8 protein-coding genes are annotated in these 18,885 nt (G+C 61.9%); 7 read left to right on the top strand and 1 reads right to left on the bottom strand.

The window, feature by feature from the left end:
* The first annotated feature begins 294 nt into the window (after positions 1-294).
* The 7 genes from AMD30_RS22945 to AMD30_RS24790 all read left to right on the top strand — a co-directional run bounded on the left by AMD30_RS22945 (position 295) and on the right by AMD30_RS24790 (position 15,874).
* On the top strand, positions 295-1,809 hold the full coding sequence (locus AMD30_RS22945; RefSeq protein ID WP_055477228.1) for a DUF3375 domain-containing protein: 1,515 nt from the start codon (positions 295-297) through the stop codon (positions 1,807-1,809).
* On the top strand, positions 1,806-2,705 hold the full coding sequence (locus tag AMD30_RS22940) for a DUF4194 domain-containing protein (RefSeq protein ID WP_055477227.1): 900 nt from the start codon (positions 1,806-1,808) through the stop codon (positions 2,703-2,705). The genes AMD30_RS22945 and AMD30_RS22940 overlap by 4 nt, the downstream gene beginning before the upstream one ends.
* On the top strand, positions 2,702-6,046 hold the full coding sequence (locus AMD30_RS22935) for an ATP-binding protein (RefSeq protein WP_055477226.1): 3,345 nt from the start codon (positions 2,702-2,704) through the stop codon (positions 6,044-6,046). Before AMD30_RS22940 ends, AMD30_RS22935 begins: the two co-directional genes overlap by 4 nt.
* A 399-nt stretch (positions 6,047-6,445) precedes the next feature.
* Positions 6,446-8,191, top strand: coding sequence for an HsdM family class I SAM-dependent methyltransferase (locus tag AMD30_RS22930; RefSeq protein WP_055477225.1), 1,746 nt, complete (start codon positions 6,446-6,448; stop codon positions 8,189-8,191).
* Complete coding sequence (locus AMD30_RS22925) at positions 8,188-9,456, top strand: restriction endonuclease subunit S (protein WP_055477224.1); 1,269 nt, start codon at positions 8,188-8,190, stop codon at positions 9,454-9,456. The genes AMD30_RS22930 and AMD30_RS22925 overlap by 4 nt, the downstream gene beginning before the upstream one ends.
* Positions 9,456-12,605 (top strand): type I restriction endonuclease subunit R, encoded by a 3,150-nt coding sequence (locus AMD30_RS22920; protein WP_055477223.1) that lies wholly within the window; start codon positions 9,456-9,458, stop codon positions 12,603-12,605. Before AMD30_RS22925 ends, AMD30_RS22920 begins: the two co-directional genes overlap by 1 nt.
* Positions 12,606-13,177: 572 nt before the next feature.
* Positions 13,178-15,874, top strand: a complete 2,697-nt coding sequence (locus tag AMD30_RS24790) for a reverse transcriptase domain-containing protein (RefSeq protein ID WP_231632828.1) — start codon at positions 13,178-13,180, stop codon at positions 15,872-15,874.
* Positions 15,875-15,962: 88 nt separating this feature from the next.
* Here AMD30_RS24790 and AMD30_RS22915 read toward each other — a convergent pair.
* A partial coding sequence (locus tag AMD30_RS22915) for a DUF3427 domain-containing protein (protein WP_055477222.1) occupies positions 15,963-18,885 on the bottom strand: 2,923 nt, incomplete at its 5' end.

Genomic DNA, 18,885 nt, shown 5'->3' with positions numbered 1-18,885 from the left:
CCACTCTATGGGGCGCTACCGCAACACTCGCGCGCTCGGTGAAGTCTAAGACCGTCCCAATCATGTCCGTCGACAGTCGCCTGGTGCGGTAAGAAGTAGCCGTCCGGGGCTCAGTCCTCGATGGTCAACCGCAGCTGCGACATATTCGTCGCTACGGAAGCCGAGATCAAGCTCAGTCGCCTTCAAACGAGCATCCACCTCAAACTGGACACGCGACCACCGGGTGGGGCCGCGGCCGCCAGGCGTGGCAGACTACCCGGGTCCTCTAGTCCCCGAGATCCCCGTGAGGCGGCGATGGAGTTCTCAGCCTTCCCGGCTCCGGTCGAGGCCCCCGGCGCGTCGAGCGGCCCCGAGTCCGTGCAGCTCACACTGGCCGACGCGTGGGAAACGAACCGCTCGATCCAGAAGTCGGCGGTGGGTCGGCTCTTCGCGGCCACCAACTCGGCCCTCTACGTCACCTTGATGGAACGCCACCTCGACTACGGCACCAAACTGTCGGAGACCGAGCTGTCGGTGCGCCTCGACCGCGACCTCACCGACCTCGACCTCACCGATCAGGCCACCGGTCTCGAGCTGGTCAAACTCTGGGCCCGGCAGGGCTGGCTGCACCGCGTCACCGACACCACCGACCCGAACGCCCCCAACCTGTGCCATCTGACCAGCGAGGCGCGGTCGGTCCTGGACTTCATGCGCCGGCAGCGTCGTGAGGATTCGATCGCCACCGGCGGATCCATCACCGGGATCGCCGCCGAGCTCCGACGAGTCGCCGGCCAGGTCAGCAACGATCCCGACCAGATCCGCTCGGAGATCGAGGCGCAGATGTCCGACCTCGACGCCGAGCTCGCCGACCTCGACGCCGGCCGACGCCCGCCCGTCGACCTGCGCGTCGCCGAGGATGCCGCGCGCACCATCGGCTACCAGATGGAGCAGATCATCTCCGACATCGGCCAGTACGGCACGATGCTCGACCGCATCACCACCGCCCTGCTCGACGACCCGGGCGACTCCGACCTCGCCTACCGCGACCGTCAGCGGCAGCTCTTCGACGACTACGAGGCGCTTCTCGACTCGCCGCAGTCCGCGTCGTACCAGGCGTTCTCGCAGATGATCCAGGACCCAGAGCGTCGGGCCCGCCTCAAACACGACATCGAGACGATCGTCGACAACTTCCCAGCCATGGACGCGGGCCTGCGGTCGGTGATGGACAACTTCTTCGGCCTCGTCACCCAGCAGATGGCCGAAGTCGGACGCACGAGGCAGCGCTGCGCACGCCGTATCCGACGCTTTGTGGCGTCGGGAACCCTCGAGCAGAGCCGCGGCCTGGCCCGTCAGCTCAACGACGCCCTCGCCACGGCCAACGAATTGCTGAAGACGTCCCTGGCCGACCGTCGTATCGGCTACGAGCTGCCCCTCGCCGCGCCGACGGTGAACTCCATCGGCCGACTCGCCTTCGAGATCCGCGAACACATACCGCCCGCACCGGCGCTCCCGGCCGTCGTCGACGCCGACCTCACGTCGTTCGCGTCGCTGTCCGGCCAGGTCGACACCACCGAACTCACCGACACCGTGAACGCCGCGGTCGCCACCGGGCCGGTCGCCCTCGCCGACGTCATCGACGGACTCGAGGAGCCGTATCTCGCGCACGTCATCGTCCTGTGGTCGTGGGCCTCCAAACAGCAAGCGGCGGGGGAGAAGGTGCCGATGACCACCGTGCGATTCCGGTCCCTCATCGGAGACGACCACGCCATCGAAGTGCCCGACCTGACCTTCACCGAACCGATTCCGACTGCGGAGGTCGACGCCGAATGACATCTTTGCCCCCTGAGGCCGGCCCTCTGCCCCCTGAGGTGCGAGCGAAGCGAGCCACGAAGGGCGCTCTGCCCCCTGCGAGCGACGCCGATTCTCTGCCCCCTGAGGTGCGAGCGGAGCGAGCCACGAAGGGCACCCCCGACGAATTCGCCGGCTTCGACGACCTGCCCACCGTCGCGAACCGCGCGGCTACCCACACGCCGGACGCACCCCGCTTCGACGGCGACGTCAGCGAGCTGCCCGACCGCGCGTGCTGGGCGCTGCAGAACCTGTTGACCCGCCGCTACATCAGCGGTGACCGGCAGCCGCAGCTGTGGTCGTGGGTCTCCGAGTACCAGGACGTGTTGCGCGGCCGCCTCTCCGAACTCGACCTCCGGCTGCGCATCGTCGACGAACTGCAGGTCGCGTTCGTCGAGCAGGCGGGTTACGACTCCCGCTGGGGCCGAAAGATTCTCAAGCGCGAGACGATCCACACCTACGACGCCATCCTGGCGTTGCACCTGGCCAAGTACGTGCGCGCCGCTCGCGACGAGCCGGTCCTGATCACCCGCGAGGAGATCCACGAGCTGTTCGCCGGCGTCACCAACACCATCGACCGCGACCTCGCACTCTTCGACAAGCGCATCGAACGCGCGCTCGACAAGATGGAAGAGCTCGAGTTCCTGCGCAAGCAGCGCGACGACGCCGACACTTTCATCGTGAGCCCGGTGATCTCCGCGGTCATGACGGCGTCGGTGATCACCGACCTACAACGGCAATTCGAGCAGTTCATCGGATCCGGTGACACCGGCGAGATACCGCCGGAGGACCTTGCCTACGAGCCGACCGAGCGCGACGACGACGCGGCCGACCTCGACGGAGCATATGGCGAGAATGACGAAGGAGACGACTGGTGAGCGGGCAGGTCGACCAGTACCACCTGTCCCGGTTGCAGCTGATCAACTGGGGCGTGTTCGACGGGTATCACTCGATCCCGTTCAGTCCCAACGGTTCTCTGATCACCGGGTCGTCGGGTAGCGGCAAGTCGTCGTTGCTCGACGCGATCTCGCTGGCGTTCCTGCCCGACCATCGGCGCAACTTCAACGCCTCGGGTGATGCGACGGCGGCCGGCTCCTCCAGCGGCAAGCGCACGGTCGGCAAGTACGTGCGCGGCGCGTGGGGTGAGCGGCGCGACGGTACCAACGCGCACCGCGAGATCATGTACCTGCGCGGCACCGGCCCGGCGTGGGCGGCCATCGCAGTCACGTACACCTCCAGCTCCGGCGAGGCCATCACCGGTCTCGTCTTGAAATGGCTTGCCGCGGGCAAGATGACCGACGCGCACAGCTCGTACTTCATCTACGACGGCGACGCCGACATCGTCGAGGCCTGCAACGACTGGGCTGCCAATAACTACAACTCGGCCAAGTTCCGCGACCGCGGCTGGCGTGGCGGACCCGGTGAGGGCAAGTACCTCTCGACGCTGTACTCGCTCATCGGGATCCGCGGCTCCGACGCCGCGCAGCAGCTTCTCGGAAAGGCCAAGTCGCTCAAGAGCGTCGGCGGTCTCGCGCAGTTCGTGCGGGAGTTCATGCTGGACGCCCCGACCAGCATCGTCGGCATCGCTGACGCCCTTGACCAGATCGACCCGCTCGTCGAAGCGCGCGAACTGCTCGACGTCGCGCGCCGCAAGCGCACCATTCTCGGCAATATCGAGGAGGTGCACGAGCGGTACGCGGGGGAGGCGGCCACGTTCTCCGTCCTCGACACCATCGACAACACCACCATCCGCAGCTACGTCAACAACCTGCGGATCCGCAACGCGGAGCCCGAGGTCGCCGACCTCGACGACCAGATCACCCGCCTCGACGGCGATCTCGCCGCGCTGACCACCCAGCACGACCAGCTCCGCCAGGACCACAGCCTGTTGCTGTCGCGGATCGCCACCTCCACCGGCGATCTCGCCCCGCTCCGCGAACAGCTCGGCGGCGCACAGAAACTCAGTACCGAGGTCACCGCCCGACGCAACGCGTACGAGGACAAGGTCTCCGCGCTCGGCTTCACTCCGCCCACCCGGGCCGAGGGATTCTGGTTGCTCCGCGAGGAACTCACCGAGGAAGCCGCCAAGATCGACGGCCAGCTCGACGCCGGTCGCGCGCACTACGCGGAGGCGCTGGCCAGCGAGGTCGCCGCCCGTACCCGCCGCGACGCCGCGATGGAGGAACTCGGCCGCGTCGAGAACGCCGGCTCCGCACTCCCGCGCACCGAACACGAGATGCGCCGCGCCATCGCCCACGGACTGCAGATCGACGAGTCCGAGCTGAAGTACGTCGCCGAACTCGTCGAACTCGATCCCGACGAAGAGCGTTGGCGTCTGGCCGTGGAGAAGGTGCTGCGGAACGTCGGTCTTCGTCTGCTGGTGCCGGACAAGCACTTCCGCGCCGCCCTGCGCTTCGTGAACTCGCACGACATGCGCGGCCGGATCCAGCTGCACCAGGCCGATTCCCGACCGATGCCCGTTCTGGAGCCGGGGACCCTGGCCTCGAAGCTGCGTCCCGTCGACGCCTCGCACCCGTGCGCCGCCGAGGCGATGACTGTCCTGTCGAAGCTGGGCAGCCACATGTGTGTCGACAGTCCCGGCGAGTTCTCCCAGTACGCGAAGGCCGTCACTGACCAGGGTCTGCGTAAGGATTCGGCGAAGCTCGCGGTGAAGGACGACCGCCAGCAGTTGCGCCGGTCGCAGTACATCTTCGTCGGCGACGTCGCGTCGAAGATCGCCGCGCTTCGCGACGAACTCGACTACGAGGAGCGGGCGTTCGAGGACGCCCGCCAGGACTGCGCCGAGCTCGATCGTGAGCGAAGCGCCAAGGAACGACGCCGCGATGCGTATCGCCGTGTGTGCGAGCAGTTCACGCAGTGGAACGAGATCGATGTCGACTCTGTCGATGACCGGGTCGATCAGCTCACCGACCAGTACGACCTGCTCATCGAAGAGAACCCCGACGTCGAAGCCCTCCAGCGCAAGGCCGAAGACCTGTGGGAGCAGGTGCGCAACGCGATTTCGCAGGCTGCGTTGGTCAAGGACAAGATCGCCCGCCAGGACTCGCGGCGCACCCAGCTCCTCGACCTCATCGACCGATTGAAGCCCGAAGACGTTCCCGCCCAGGCGGAGAAGACCCTCGACGGTTTCCGGGAGGATCTTTCCGCGACGCTCGACGTGCTCAATCCGGAGCCGTACCGCCAGGAAATCGTCAAGGCAGCCAGCCGTGAGCGCGACCGCATGCGGTCCGACGCCCGACGCTCCCGCGATGAGCTGGCCCGCATCCTCGACACCTACGACGAGGAGTTCCCCGACGCCATCCCGAACGACAGCGACGACTTTGACGAACGTCTCCATGACTACGTCGCCGTCTGCCGCCGCATCGACGAGCGTGAACTGCCCGCCGCCTACGAGCGGATGCGCCGTCTCATCACCGAGCAGGCGCCGGGCGCGATCCTCGGTCTGCACATGGCCGCCGACGCCGAGGAACGACGCATCGTCGAGCAGATCGAGCGCGTCAACACCGGCCTCGGCGCGGTTGCCTTTAACCGCGGTACACGCCTGCGGCTGCGACCGGGACGCAAGAAGCTCGCCGCGGTCGAGGAGCTGACCGAGAAGGCCCGCCAGATCTCCAACCGTGCCACTGCGGTCAGCTTCGGCGATGAGCAGGCGATCCTCGAGCAGTACTCCGACATCCTGCTGCTGCGCGAACGCCTCGCCGGCAACACCCCGGAGGACCGCCAGTGGACACGTGACGCGCTCGATGTGCGCAACCGCTTCGACTTCTACTGCGAGGAGCACGACGCCGAGTCGGGGGAGACCATCCGCACCTACTCGAACGCCGGCGACAACTCCGGCGGCGAGCAGGAAAAGCTGATGGCGTTCTGCCTCGCGGGTGCGTTGAGCTTCAACCTGGCCAGCCCCCACGGCAACGACAACCGACCCATCTTCGCGCAGCTGATGCTCGACGAGGCGTTCTCCAAGTCCGACCCGCAGTTCGCGCAGCAGGCGTTGAGTGCGTTCCGCAAGTTCGGGTTCCAGCTGATCATCGTGGCCACGGTGCAGAACACCAGCACGATCCAGCCGTACGTGGACAACGTGGTGATGGTGTCGAAGACGGAGGCCGGGCCGGAGTTGCGGCCGGTGGCTACCGCTACATCAACGGGGATTAAGGCGTTCTCGGAGCTGAGGCGGTCGGCGAGTCAGTTGTCGGTGTGAGGGCATACGTGATGGGCTTAGACACTCGCTGCGCGATGCTTCAGCCGGGCCTTCGGTCTCGGAGTACCGGATCGTGACGGTGTCGACGCTGCGCAAGCCGAGGCTCCAGCGCGTACCGGCAGGTGCCGGTGTGCTGAATCAAAGCGTTCCGCGGGACACTCGCGATCGAGGATCGATCGCGTCGCAACTGCGTGCGGCAACTCCGCGATCCCACCTCCGATCGAGATCGTGGAACTCCGCCGTACAGCCGACGCCGAGCAACGACGCACGACACTCTGAGGGTTGATGTGACGGACCCGTGCCACGCAGGACGATTCCTCGTCCCCAGCTACCCTCAGGGTCGCAACCTGCTACCACTACAGCAGGAGTTTCTTGGTCAATGGACGTTAGAGGAGTGCTGTGAGCAGCCTAGGTAGCTTCATCTGGTCAATCGCCGACCAACTTCGAGGCCCCTACCGCCCCAATCAGTACGGCACCGTAATCCTCCCACTTACGATCCTGCGCCGCCTCGACTGCATCCTCGAGCCCGACCGAGACACGGTCCGCGAGCTCGCAGCGAAGTACGACAACCCCAACCGGCTCAAGGTCGAGGTCAAGAAAGCCACCGGACGACCGTTCTACAACACCTCCAACTACTCTTTCGCGAACCTGCTGGCCGACGCTGACGGCCTCGCGGACAACCTGGCCGACTACATCGACCGCTTCTCCCCCGACGTCGACGTCTTCGAGTACTTCGACTTCAAGAAGGAAATCCTCACCCTCGACAAGGCGGAACTCCTACGCGAGGTCGTCACCTCGTTCAAAGGCATCGACCTGCATCCCGACGTCGTGTCCAACGCCGACATGGGCGACGCGTTCGAGTACATCATCCGCAAGTTCAACGAGGCCGCGAACGAAACCTCCGGAGACCACTACACCCCGCGAGACGCGATCCGACTGCTCGTCGACCTGCTCTTCGCCGAAAAGGACGCCGACCTAACCGAAGCCGGCATCGTCCGCACTTTATACGACCCCACCGCCGGCACCGGCGGCATGCTCGCCCTCGCCGAGGAACACCTCCTAGAGCAAAACCCAGACGCGAAGCTGAGCCTGTACGGCCAGGAGTACAACGGTCAGTCGTACGCGATCTGCAAGTCCGACCTGCTCGCGAAGGGGCACGATGCCACCAACATCGTCTTCGGCAATACCCTCACCGACGACGCGTTCAAGGGCCGCCATTTCGATTTCTGCATGTCGAACCCGCCCTACGGTGTCGACTGGAAGCAGTACGCCAAGGCGGTCATGAAGGAGCGCGACGAGGCCGGCCCCTTCGGTCGGTTCGCCCCTGGACTGCCGGCGACGTCGGATGGGCAGATGCTCTTCCTACTCCATCTGGCCCACAAGATGCGGGGGCCGGAGGACGGCGGCGGCCGGGTCGGCATCGTCATGAACGGCTCACCACTGTTCAACGGTGCCGCCGAGTCCGGTCCCTCCAACATCCGTAAGTGGCTGCTGGAGAATGACCTGGTCGAGGCGATCGTCGCGCTGCCGACCAACATGTTCTTCAACACCGGTATCGCCACCTACATCTGGATCCTCGACAACACCAAGCACCCCGACCGCAAGGGCCTGGTCCAGCTCATCGACGGCACCTCGTTCTGGACCAAGATGCGTAAGAACCTCGGCTCCAAGGGCCGCGAGATTAGCGACGACGACCGCGCCGAGGTCGTGAAGTTGTACGACGACTTCACCGACGCCGACCCGGACTACTCCAAGGTGCTGCGCACCGACGAGTTCGGCTACTGGACCATCACCGTCGAGCGTCCGTTGTTGGACGAGGACGAGAACCCAGTCGTGGACCGCAAGGGCAAGCCCAAGTCGGACTCAAAGAAGCGCGACACCGAGAACGTCCCCTTCACCTACGGTGGCTCCACCGCCGGCGCTGCAGGCAAGACCAAGGTCATCCAGGCGTACTTCGACGCCGAAGTGGCCCCGCACGTCCCCGACGCCTGGATCGACTGGGGCAAGGTCAAGACCGGCTACGAGATCCCGTTCACCCGTCACTTCTACAAGTACGTCCCACCACGCCCCCTCGCCGAGATCGACGCCGACCTGGAGAAGCAGGTCGCCAAGATCCTCGACCTACTGCGCGAGGTGGAGGGATGACCGACTCCGTCCGCCTCAAGTGGCTGCTTACGGAATCCGACGCCCGAGCGGGGTTGGAAGCCGGAACGCTTCCGCTCTTGTCGGTCTCGATCAGCTGGGGCGTCCGACGTCGTGAGTCGTCGGACACGACCACCCGGGCAGCGGCCGAGGATCTGTCCAACTACAAGCTCTGCCGGGCGGGCGACCTCGTCATCAACCGGATGCGGGCGTTTCAAGGCGCGCTCGGAATCGCCCCAGAGGATGGGGTAGTGAGCCCGGACTACGCGGTGCTGCGAGTCGACCCGACGGTCGACAAGCGGTGGCTGAACTACTTCCTCTCCAGTGAATTCACTGTAGCGACGATGGCGAGCTTGGTTCGGGGCATCGGCGGTACTGAGGCCGGAAACGTCCGAACTCCCCGGCTGAACGTCAGCGACCTGCAGTCAATGACGGTCCCCGCCGTGTCGGCAGAAGAGCAGCGCGCTATCGCCGACCACCTCGACCGCGAGTCCGCCCGTATCGACACGCTCATCGAGGAGCAGCAGCGTCTGATTGAGATGCTCCACGCGCGACGTCAGGCTGTCATCGAGTCTGCCGTTGGGCGTGGGTTGGACCCGGCAGCTCCGATGCAATCTAGTGGGTTGTTCTGGACAACCGAGGTCCCTCAGCACTGGACAGTTGCGAACATTCGCAAGGTCGCGACTATGAAGACGGGGCACACTCCGAGTCGGAGTAAGCCGGAGTACTGGGTCGACTGCACCATCCCCTGGTTCACTCTTGCGGACGTGTGGCAGTTGCGGGACGGCCGGCAGACCTATCTCGGCGAAACGGTCAATCTCATCAGTGAAGTCGGTCTCGCCAACTCCTCTGCCGAGTTGCTGCCAGCAGGGACAGTCGTGCTTTCGCGCACGGCCTCCGTCGGATTCAGCGGAATCATGCCAGTTGAGATGGCAACCAGTCAGGATTTCTGGAACTGGATCCCGGGCGACCGCCTCATCGCGGAGTACCTGATGTGGACGTTCCGGGCGATGCGGAACGAGATCCAGTCGCTGATGATTGGATCCACTCACAAGACGATCTACCAGCCGACGGCTGCCGCGTTTCGAGTCCCGCTCCCGCCGGTTGCTGAGCAGCAGCGCATTGCGACGTATCTCAACGACCAGACCAGAAAGATCGACACTCTCATCGCGGAATCCGAGCGGCTCATCGACCTGTCACGTGAGCGGCGGGCTGCGTTGATCACGGCTGCAGTGACGGGTCAGATCGACGTGCGGGAGATGGTGTGATGGCCGCTCACAACGAGGTCGTGTTCGAGTCCGAGATCTGCGCGTACCTGGAGTCCCACGGGTGGCTGTACTCGGCGAACGACACCGGGTACGACCGGGAGCGGGCGCTGTTCCCCGAGGATCTGTTCGCGTGGCTGGAGGACACCCAGCAGGCGGCGTACGAGAAGGCGTTGAAGGCGGCGGGGTCGGGGGCGAAGTTCCTCGACGTGCTGACCACCGCGCTCGACAAACCGCTCGAGCATGGTGGCGGGACCCTGAACATCCTGCGTAACGGGGTGCCCTACATCGGCGGTGGCCGTTTGAAGATGGCGCAGTTCCGCCCCGAGACCAGTCTGAACGCGACCACCAACGAGCAGTACGCGGCGATGCGGGTGCGGGTGATGCGGCAGGTGCATTTTTCCACCGCTGACCGGCGCAGCATCGACCTGGTGTTTTTCGTCAATGGTCTCCCGGTGGCCACCGTCGAATTGAAGACCGATTTCACCCAGTCCCTCGATGACGCGATCAACCAGTACCGCAAGAACCGGCATCCGCTGACCAACGGCCGTCTGGAGCCGCTGCTGTCGTTCGGACACCGGGCGCTGGTGCATTTCGCGGTGTCCAACGATCTGGCGGCGATGACTACCCGCCTCGAGGGTGAGAAGACTCACTTCTTGCCGTTCAACATCGGCCACGACCATGGCGCGGGTAACCCGCCCGGTACCGACGGGCGGTCGGCGACGGCGTACCTGTGGGAACGGGTGTGGGACAAGGACTCCTGGCTCGGCATCATCGGCCGGCTGATGATCGTGGAGACCAAGCATGAGTGGGACGTCGCCACCGGGACGTCGGTGTCGCGGACGAGCATGCTGTTTCCGCGGTTCCACCAGTGGGAGGCGGTGACGAATATCGTCGCTGCGGTCCGCGACGAAGGGGTCGGGCAGCGGTATCTGATCGAGCACTCGGCCGGATCGGGAAAGACGAACACCATCGCGTGGACGGCCCACCGACTCGCCCGACTGCACGTCGACAACAAGAAGGTGTTCGACTCGGTGATCGTCGTCGTGGACCGCACTGTCTTGGACGGGCAGCTCCAGGAAGCGATCCGCCAGATCGACGGCTCGGGGAAGATCGTGGCCACGATCAGCCCGGAGGATGTCCGCAAGGCGGGCGCGAAGTCGAAATCCGGACTGCTGGCGACCGCGCTCAAGAACGGGGAGCTGATCATCGCGGTGACGGTGCAGACCTTCCCGTTCGCTCTCGACGAGATCCGGAAAGACTCGTCACTGAAGGGGCGCCGGTTCGCGGTAATCGCCGATGAGGCGCACTCTTCGCAATCCGGCCAGATTTCCTCCAGGCTCAAGGCCGTCCTGACGGCAGAAGAGGTCAAGGAGATTGAGGAGGGAGGTTCGGTCGACGTAGAGGCAGTTCTGGCCGCCGAGATGACCCAGCGAGCCGAGTCTGAGAACATCTCATACCTCGCGTTCACCGCGACGCCGAAAAACAAGACCCTGGAACTGTTCGGCCGAAAAGGTTCCGACGGGAAACCGGCTGAGTTCCATCTCTACTCGATGCGCCAGGCGATCGAGGAAGGCTACATCCTCGATGTGCTGAAGGGTTATCAAACCTATGACACCGCACTGAAGATCGCCGGCAAGGCGGAAAGCGGCGACAGTGGCGAAGTGGACGAGTCCGCAGCCCGCAAAGGGCTGATGCGGTGGGTGAAACTGCACCCGACAAACATCAGCCAAAAGGTTCAAATTATCGTCGAGCACTTCCACACCAATGTCGCCCACCTGCTCGAGGGCAAGGCGAAGGCGATGGTCGTGACTGACTCCCGCAAGGCGGCGGTGAAGTACAAGAAGGCGATCGACGCCTACATCGCCAAACGAGCCGCGCTGGACGACTCGTACAACTACCGCACCCTGGTCGCCTTCTCCAGCTCAGTCACGATGGACGAGAACGAGGGGTGGGCGGCGGATTGGGGGCCGCAGCCGGGCAAGGACGACGAGTTCACCGAGGCGAACCTTAACCCTGGCGCCGGCTCGGACCTGGCAGCTGCGTTCAAGGGCACGACGTACACGATCATGCTGGTTGCCAACAAGTTCCAGACCGGGTTCGATCAGCCGTTGCTCTCGGCGATGTACGTCGACAAGAAGCTCTCCGGAGTCACTGCGGTGCAGACGCTCTCTCGGCTCAACCGCACCCACCGTACGGCGAGTGGAGAGCAGAAGCGCAAGACGTTCGTCATCGACTTTGTGAACAAGCCTGAGGACATCCGGGCTGCGTTCGAGCCGTACTTCACGGACGCCACCCTGGAGACCGAGACCGACCCGTACGTCGTGGTCCACCTCGCGACCAAGCTCGACCAGGCCGGGATCTACACGCCGGAGCAGGTACGTGAGGTCGCCGAACTCTGGGTGACCCGCAAGGGCAACAACGCACTCTCTGCCGCGATCAGCCCGCCCAAGCACGACTTTGCGCGGCGCTACGGGGCAGCACTCGAGACTGACGACAAAGTCACCCTCAACGAACTCGACCTTTTCCGCAAGGATATTTCCACCTACGTCCGGCTTTACGACTTCATGAGCCAGATCGTCGACTACGGCGACCCCTACATGGAGATGCTATCGATCTTCTTGCGGTTGTTGGAAAAGGTTATTGCTGACTCGTCATGGGCGGCGGAAGTAGACCTTTCGGACGTGGTTTTGGTGGGCGTCAAGCACACGTCGAGACCCAGAACGGACATCTCGCTGACGGGTGACGGTGAACTGAAGGGCATCAGTGCCGCTGGCAGTGGCGCCCGGAAGGAGCCAAAATACGTTGCGCTGCAGGTAGTCATCGACAAGATGAACGACCTCTTCGGTGCTGAGGCGTTCACAGAGTCGCAGATCCGCGAATTCGTTCAAGGGCTGGTCCAGCGATTGCTTGCCTACCCGGACCTGGTCAACCAGACTGCGGTTAACTCAAAGAAGCAATTTATGGAGTCGCAGGACTTTCAGACCGCGGTGACCGAAGCCGTCATCGACAACCAAGGAGCACACAACACCATGGCCGACTACTTCTTTAGCGAAGGGCCCGCCGTCAATGGCGTCATTATGGCGCTCGCGGATGCTTTCTATGAGGCAGCTGTAGACCGGAGCGATGAGCCACAGGGTGCTGCCAATTGATGCGCAGTCAAGATTGCTTTGTGGATTGAACCGACGCCCCGTCAACCGGCTACGGTTCCTAGCACCTTCTGCCGTCCTCGCGCACGAACAGTGATGCACACAGCCGAGCGGGTGCGAATTATACAGGCCGACATCTACCCAGAGTCGTCCATTTGCCCAACGAGGAACAGAGGCAGGACCATATGCTCGGTACAGAACTTGCGGAACTAACCACTGCCTACCGAAAAGCCAAGGTCGACCTCTATTACTCTTCAAATCCTCGCAGAACCGATCTAGTTCGCTACGAACGAAACCTAAACCAGAACCTAAACGAATTGAGTCGTCGAATCAATTCGAGTAGTGAATCCTGGGTCCAGGATTCAAGATTTGTCGGCACCTTTACGTTAGCGCCCAAAACTCTCAAGTACGACCCCAGTCGCCAAGCGGTCATCCATTCGGACCCGAACCAAGCATGGCGTTCTGTTGCCAGCAACCAGGGCGAGAGGCCGTTGGCCGAGTTCAGGATCATGTCGAAGTGTAGTATCGACTTCCACGTCTTATCTACACTATGGATGCTACACGTTGGGTCTGCGATGGATCGTAGACTCTCCTTCCACTCTCGCGGAAACAGGCTAAGGAAATCCAACAGAGCGGGTATCAACCAGCTGGGTGTCGGTAGCTTTCAACCCTACCAGTTCGCCTATCAGGAATGGCGCGATGGCGGTATCCGTGCAATGGCGAAGTCTGTAGCAGAAGGCAAAGAGGTAGTAGCCGTTACGGCTGATATTTCGTCCTACTACCACCGCCTTAACCCGGAGTTCCTCTTGAATGATTCGTTCGTTCGAGAAATTCTCAATCTTGAATTAAGTCCCTATCAGGACAAATTGAATCGCCTCTTCACCGCCGCTCTAATCGAATGGTCACGGCAGACCGGACAAACGGTGGGCTCCTCAATGGTTGGTATACCTGTTGGTTTGCCGGCTTCCGCTGTCGTCGCAAACCTGGCCTTAATTGAACTCGACAGGATCGCACTCAACACTAATCCTGTCTACTACGGTAGGTATGTCGATGACATTCTTCTCGCAATTGAAACCACAGAGGAATTTTCAGATCCAAGCAGCCTTTCGTCATGGATAGTCGAGCGGAGCGACGGCCTCATACGATTGCGGGGGGATGTGATAGACGGTGCCAGCGCTAAAATGGACGAATCTGCCGGATCTCTTTCATTTATTCCGCACTACTTGGCATCCTCTCAAATTCACTTCGGGAACTCTAAGAACAAGATATTTCACTTAAGTGGCGCGAGCGGCCAAGCGGTAATTGAGTCTATCCGCTTGAATCTACAGGACAGGACCAGTGAATGGCGGTCCTTCTCGCCGCTCCCGGAGGTGGGTGATCGAGTATCTAATGCCCTCGCTTTCGCAACAACAAACGTTGCTACTAAGCTGCGTGATTTCGACTTAACTTCGGGCCGTAGGCAAGCTCTGTCTCTGAGACTCCGTGACCTAAGCGTTTACGAACGCAATCTACCGGCGAATCGATGGGCGAAAGAGCGACTCGAGTCTATTCGCGCTATTTCGGAGGCGTCGCTAACGCTACCGAGATTCTTTGAACTAGAGCCCTACAGTGTTCGGTTGATTTCGCTAGCAGCAGCATGCGCGGATACTGATAGTCTTGGCGTTATCCTGGACGTCTTAAAGACGACGGTTACATTAGTCCGCGAAACTTGTGATATGAGACTTTCCGGACCGCAGGCTGGCCGTGTACCAGTGACGGAGCCGCGCGGTCAGTTGCAGATGCAGTCTCTGCTGGTTCGTTGGTCAGAGGATTACCGAGACCACCTTGTTGAGTCCGTCATTTCTGCGTGGCCTGCACGCTTGTCTACGAAAAGTTGGGATGTAATTCGCGGCCTATTTAGGCAACATTTCGAGAGTGATCAACGGCCGCTTAAGACGATCGCAACTGTTCGAAAGTATCAGCTCGAAATGATGCGACGCGACCTTTCTCACAGACCATACAGATGGTCTCTGCTCAATATCAAAAATGCTCCTGACCTTGATCCGGCGACATCAGACGACCTCGTGCTTCCCGAGGAACTATCTGAAGGAGCAGACCTTCTGGTTAAGGCCCTACGGGCCCTTCCGCGGCGAAGTGACTTCAACTCCAAATCGCAAGTGCCTCGTCTAGTGGGCCTCCAAATTGATGGCTCTCGAAACCTCGGTGTCGTCCTCCCCACCAGGCCTCCGACTATCTCAGAGCTCGAGACATGCCTCGCTCTAACTCGTCCTGGGGTATATGGACTCGCGCCATCCGGAATCATTCAGCGAGTTATCCTAGGTTTGCGGGGTGCACCTGGTTATCCCCGAATGTGGCTCAAGCGGACTGCCGGACGACCACCCTCTATCGTAAGCAGCACATTTAAATCTCGCGATTCCGTCCGCATTGCAGTGGCGATGCTAGAACTGGATGAAACTGATGCCTTTAATGCTGCTCGAGGGCTGCCAAACGATTCGCTGGACCGTTTCGATGACCTGTACAAACTAGCCATTTCGGTTGCGAAACATCCAAGTCGGCCCGATTATCTTGTCCTTCCCGAAATTGCAATTCCTAGCAAGTGGTTCAGCGACCTTGCAACCGTTCTCCGTCGGTCTGATATTGGGTTGATTTCAGGGATTGAACACCAGCCTTCTCGTGTTGGCCCTCCGGGCTCCGTTACCAATCAGGTGTGGTGTGCGTTGCCGATACGAAACTTCGGCTCTCAATATAGTGTTTATCGCCAGGATAAGCAGTGTCCCGCAGTTCCGGAAAAGTCCAAGATTCTAGAACCTAACGGATTGACCCTTGTGCCTGACGTCCCTTGGTCGATTCCTCCTGTGATCCTCCACGACGGATTTAGATTTTCGCTTCTCATCTGCAGTGAATTGACGAATATTGAGCACCGGGCGGCATTAAGAGGATCGGTCGACGCACTCATCGTTCCTGAATGGAACAGAGATGTTCACTCTTTTGAGTCACTTGTCGAATCTTCCGCTCTGGATCTTCATGCATATATAGCTCAGGCGAATTGCTTGGGGTATGGAGACTCGCGGATTCGTGCTCCGATGAGGGAGTCGTACAGGCGCGACGTGGTCCGCCTCACCGGGGGTACACATAGTTACTTCGTCGTTGGTGATGTCGCCATTAAGAAACTACGTCAGTTCCACACCTCGGCTCCCGTCACGTCAGATAAGCCAGATTTTAAGCCGTTACCTGACGGTTTTAGGGTCCACCCCGATAGGAGGGTTGACTGAACACTCCGCCGTAGCTTTCCGTGGCGGGAACGTGCAGTGGATATGGCAGACTCCGGCATCGTATTGCTCGAATCTGCTCGGCAAGGAGTTAACTCGCCACCACCGAACCACTCTCAAACACATCCATCGGCATCGGACGACGCAGCTTCCAAGTGATTGCGATCGGACGTTCGCCGCGGTGACTGACATAGTCCACGGGCCCCAGGAAAATGAACGGCTCCGCACCGAACGCACCATTGGGTCGGTCGCGAACGAACAGCAGGATCTCACATCCGTTGTTGCGCTGCTCCACGTATCGCCGACCCATAGGGGAGTCGACGGCTGTGTTGTTCGGCGACTCCCAATGAAAGGTGTCCCGGGAGATGGGGTAGTCGCGGTACATCGTAGAAGGACTGAACTCTCGCTCGTCCTTGTGCAGGTTCACGAATAGCGCACCGATATCGCCACTCCAGGTGACGCCGCCAGCTTGTCCTCGCGCCTTACGTTCCCAGTTGGCGAAGCCGACGGCAGCCAACACTTCCTCACGCCGGTACTGAGCGTGAGTCTGAAGGGGGAGACCGTCGACGGTGCGCGGCACGTGATGGATCCCGGCAGAGGTGATGTCGAGTAGCTGGCCGATCTCCGCACAGATCGCCTTGTGTGCGCGTAGGAAGTTAAACCCGGCGTCGTAGCTGGTGAAACCTCCCCGATCGGACCACAGAGTGAAGAACAGCATCCGTGCGAGAGTCTGCTCGCGCGGCGAGAGTTCGTGATAGGTGGGCCCGTCAGGAGCGGCCAGCCGGCGATAGACGTCTGCGCGCTCCAGGTCGTCGACATGAGCGAGTGCTCGGACGCGCTTGGCAAGCGAGTCCTCGTCTGGACCTGATGGCAGTGTCGGTAGTCCAGCATCGCGCAGGAGCGGCGTCCACGCCCGAGTTCCGCTACCTGAGTACACGATCGAGAGATCGCTATCCGTCTGCGCGAGAAAATCGCTTAGATCACTAGTGTTCGCTTCTTTCACCATCGCGATCAGTGCCGAGCGGCGATTGGTGGGCAACGCTCGTTTGATCGACTCGAGGACGATCTCTTGGGCCTGCCGATCCATGACGATCCGGCTAGCGCCGGGTAGGAATGGAAAGCCCTCTGAGATTTCGTCGAGCAGGCGGTTTCCACGTGTCCCGGTTAGTGCGCTGAACCGGGGAGCGAAGTTGAACTCCGCGCGGTGGTGGCCGATGAAGTCGAGCACCGTGAGAACCGCTTTCCGCCTACTGCGACGCAACCCACGCCCAAGCTGTTGGAGAAAGATAGTGGCGCTCTGAGTGGGCCGAAGCATCAGCAGGGTGTCTACATCGGGAAGATCCAGGCCTTCGTTGAAGAGGTCGACTGCAAAGAGACAAGCGACGGCACCCGTTCGGAGATCGGAAAACGCCTGCGCTCGAACGGCGCTGGGCGTCTCGGCCGATACCGCGAACGCGGGGATGCCCTGCTTGGAGAAGGCGTCGGCCATGTACTTGGCGTGGGCGATCGAAACGCAGAAGCCAAGTGCTCGCATTGTGAACGGGTCGGACACGTAGTCACGCACGGCGTTGAGTATGAGGAGTGTCCGCGCGTCGTTTCCCGTGTACACATTCTCGAGGTCAGTGATTCGGTAGTCGCCGCGGGACCACGTCAGGTCACGAAGGTCTGTGTTGTCGGCGAGACCGTAGTAGTGGAAGGGGCACAGTAGGTCTTGTTCGAGAGCGTCCCACAACCGGAGTTCGTACGTAGGTCGGCCGCCGAACCAGTGGAGGATGTCGAGGGTATCGGTGCGTTCGGGAGTTGCGGTGAGGCCCAGCAGCTCCGAAGGCGCAATTCGTTGCAGCAGCGATGTGTATGTGCCTGCGGCGGCGTGGTGAAACTCGTCGACGACGACAACATCGAACGCGGTCGCGTCGACGCTGTCGCCGCCACGGCCGCTGAGTGATTGGATACTGGCGAAAACGTGTTGCCAGTCGGTCGGTCGGTGCCCGTCGACGTACAGCTCCCCGAAACTTCCGTCCCCGAGAACCTCGCGATACTTCCGTAGGGACTGCTCCAGGATCTCCTTGCGGTGTGCGACGAACAGTAAGGTCAGCGGCTTGCCGGCCTGTTCGCACAGGCGCTTGTAGTCGAGGGCAGCGATCACGGTCTTGCCGGTTCCGGTAGCCGCAACGATGAGATTGCGGTGGTGGTCGTGCACTTCGCGAGCTGCCTCGAGAGCTTCCAGAACGCGCTCCTGGTGCGGCCATGGCTGCACCTCTAGCCCTGAGACGGTAATTGTCTCCCTACCGCTCTTGCCGCCGCCGGCCTCGAATAGGGCTTGGTCGAGCGTTGTGGCATCCGTTGCTGGGTCGTACGGCTTGAATGCCGGGTCGTGCCAGTAGGTGTCGAAGACGCCTTCGAACTTTCGAATGAGGGTGGGCGTGCTGATACCCGAGATTCGGACGTTCCACTCCAGTCCGTCGACCATCGCCGATCGAGAGAGGTTGGAGCTGCCCACGTACCCGGTGTCGAATCCGGACTCTCGGCGGAAGAGCCAGGCCTTAGCGTGTAATCGGGTAGTAGCAGTGTCGTAGCGGACGCGAACGTCGGCGCCGTACTTCGTGACGAGTTCGTCGACTGCGCGTCGTTCGGTAGCGCCACGATACGTCGTAGTGATGACTCGCAGGGGCACGCCCCGCGCACGTAGCGCTTCCAGCTCATGTCCAATGACCGCGATGCCAGCAAACCGGATGAAAGCACAGAGAAGGTCGACACGATCCGCGCTGGCGAGTTCGCGTGATATCTCGCTCGCCATGTTGGGCTCGTCACGACGGTTGGTCAGAAGCGCGACCTCGGACAACGGCGTTGCCGGACGGGTCGGGGCTGATGTACCCGCCGCACGCAGCGATGCCAGCATCTCTGTGCGCGAGATCGCCTCGTCGTCCTCAGCAGTGAGGTGATTCAGGATGGCGTTAGCCGCTTCCTGCCGCGCGCTCTCCGGCAAGCTGCTGAGGGTCAAGCCCCTGGTAGTG

This window comes from Gordonia sp. HS-NH1, assembly GCF_001418765.1.
GTDB lineage: Bacteria > Actinomycetota > Actinomycetes > Mycobacteriales > Mycobacteriaceae > Gordonia.
Note: the sequence above shows the minus strand (reverse complement) of the source record. Positions and strands in the feature narration are given on the sequence as shown.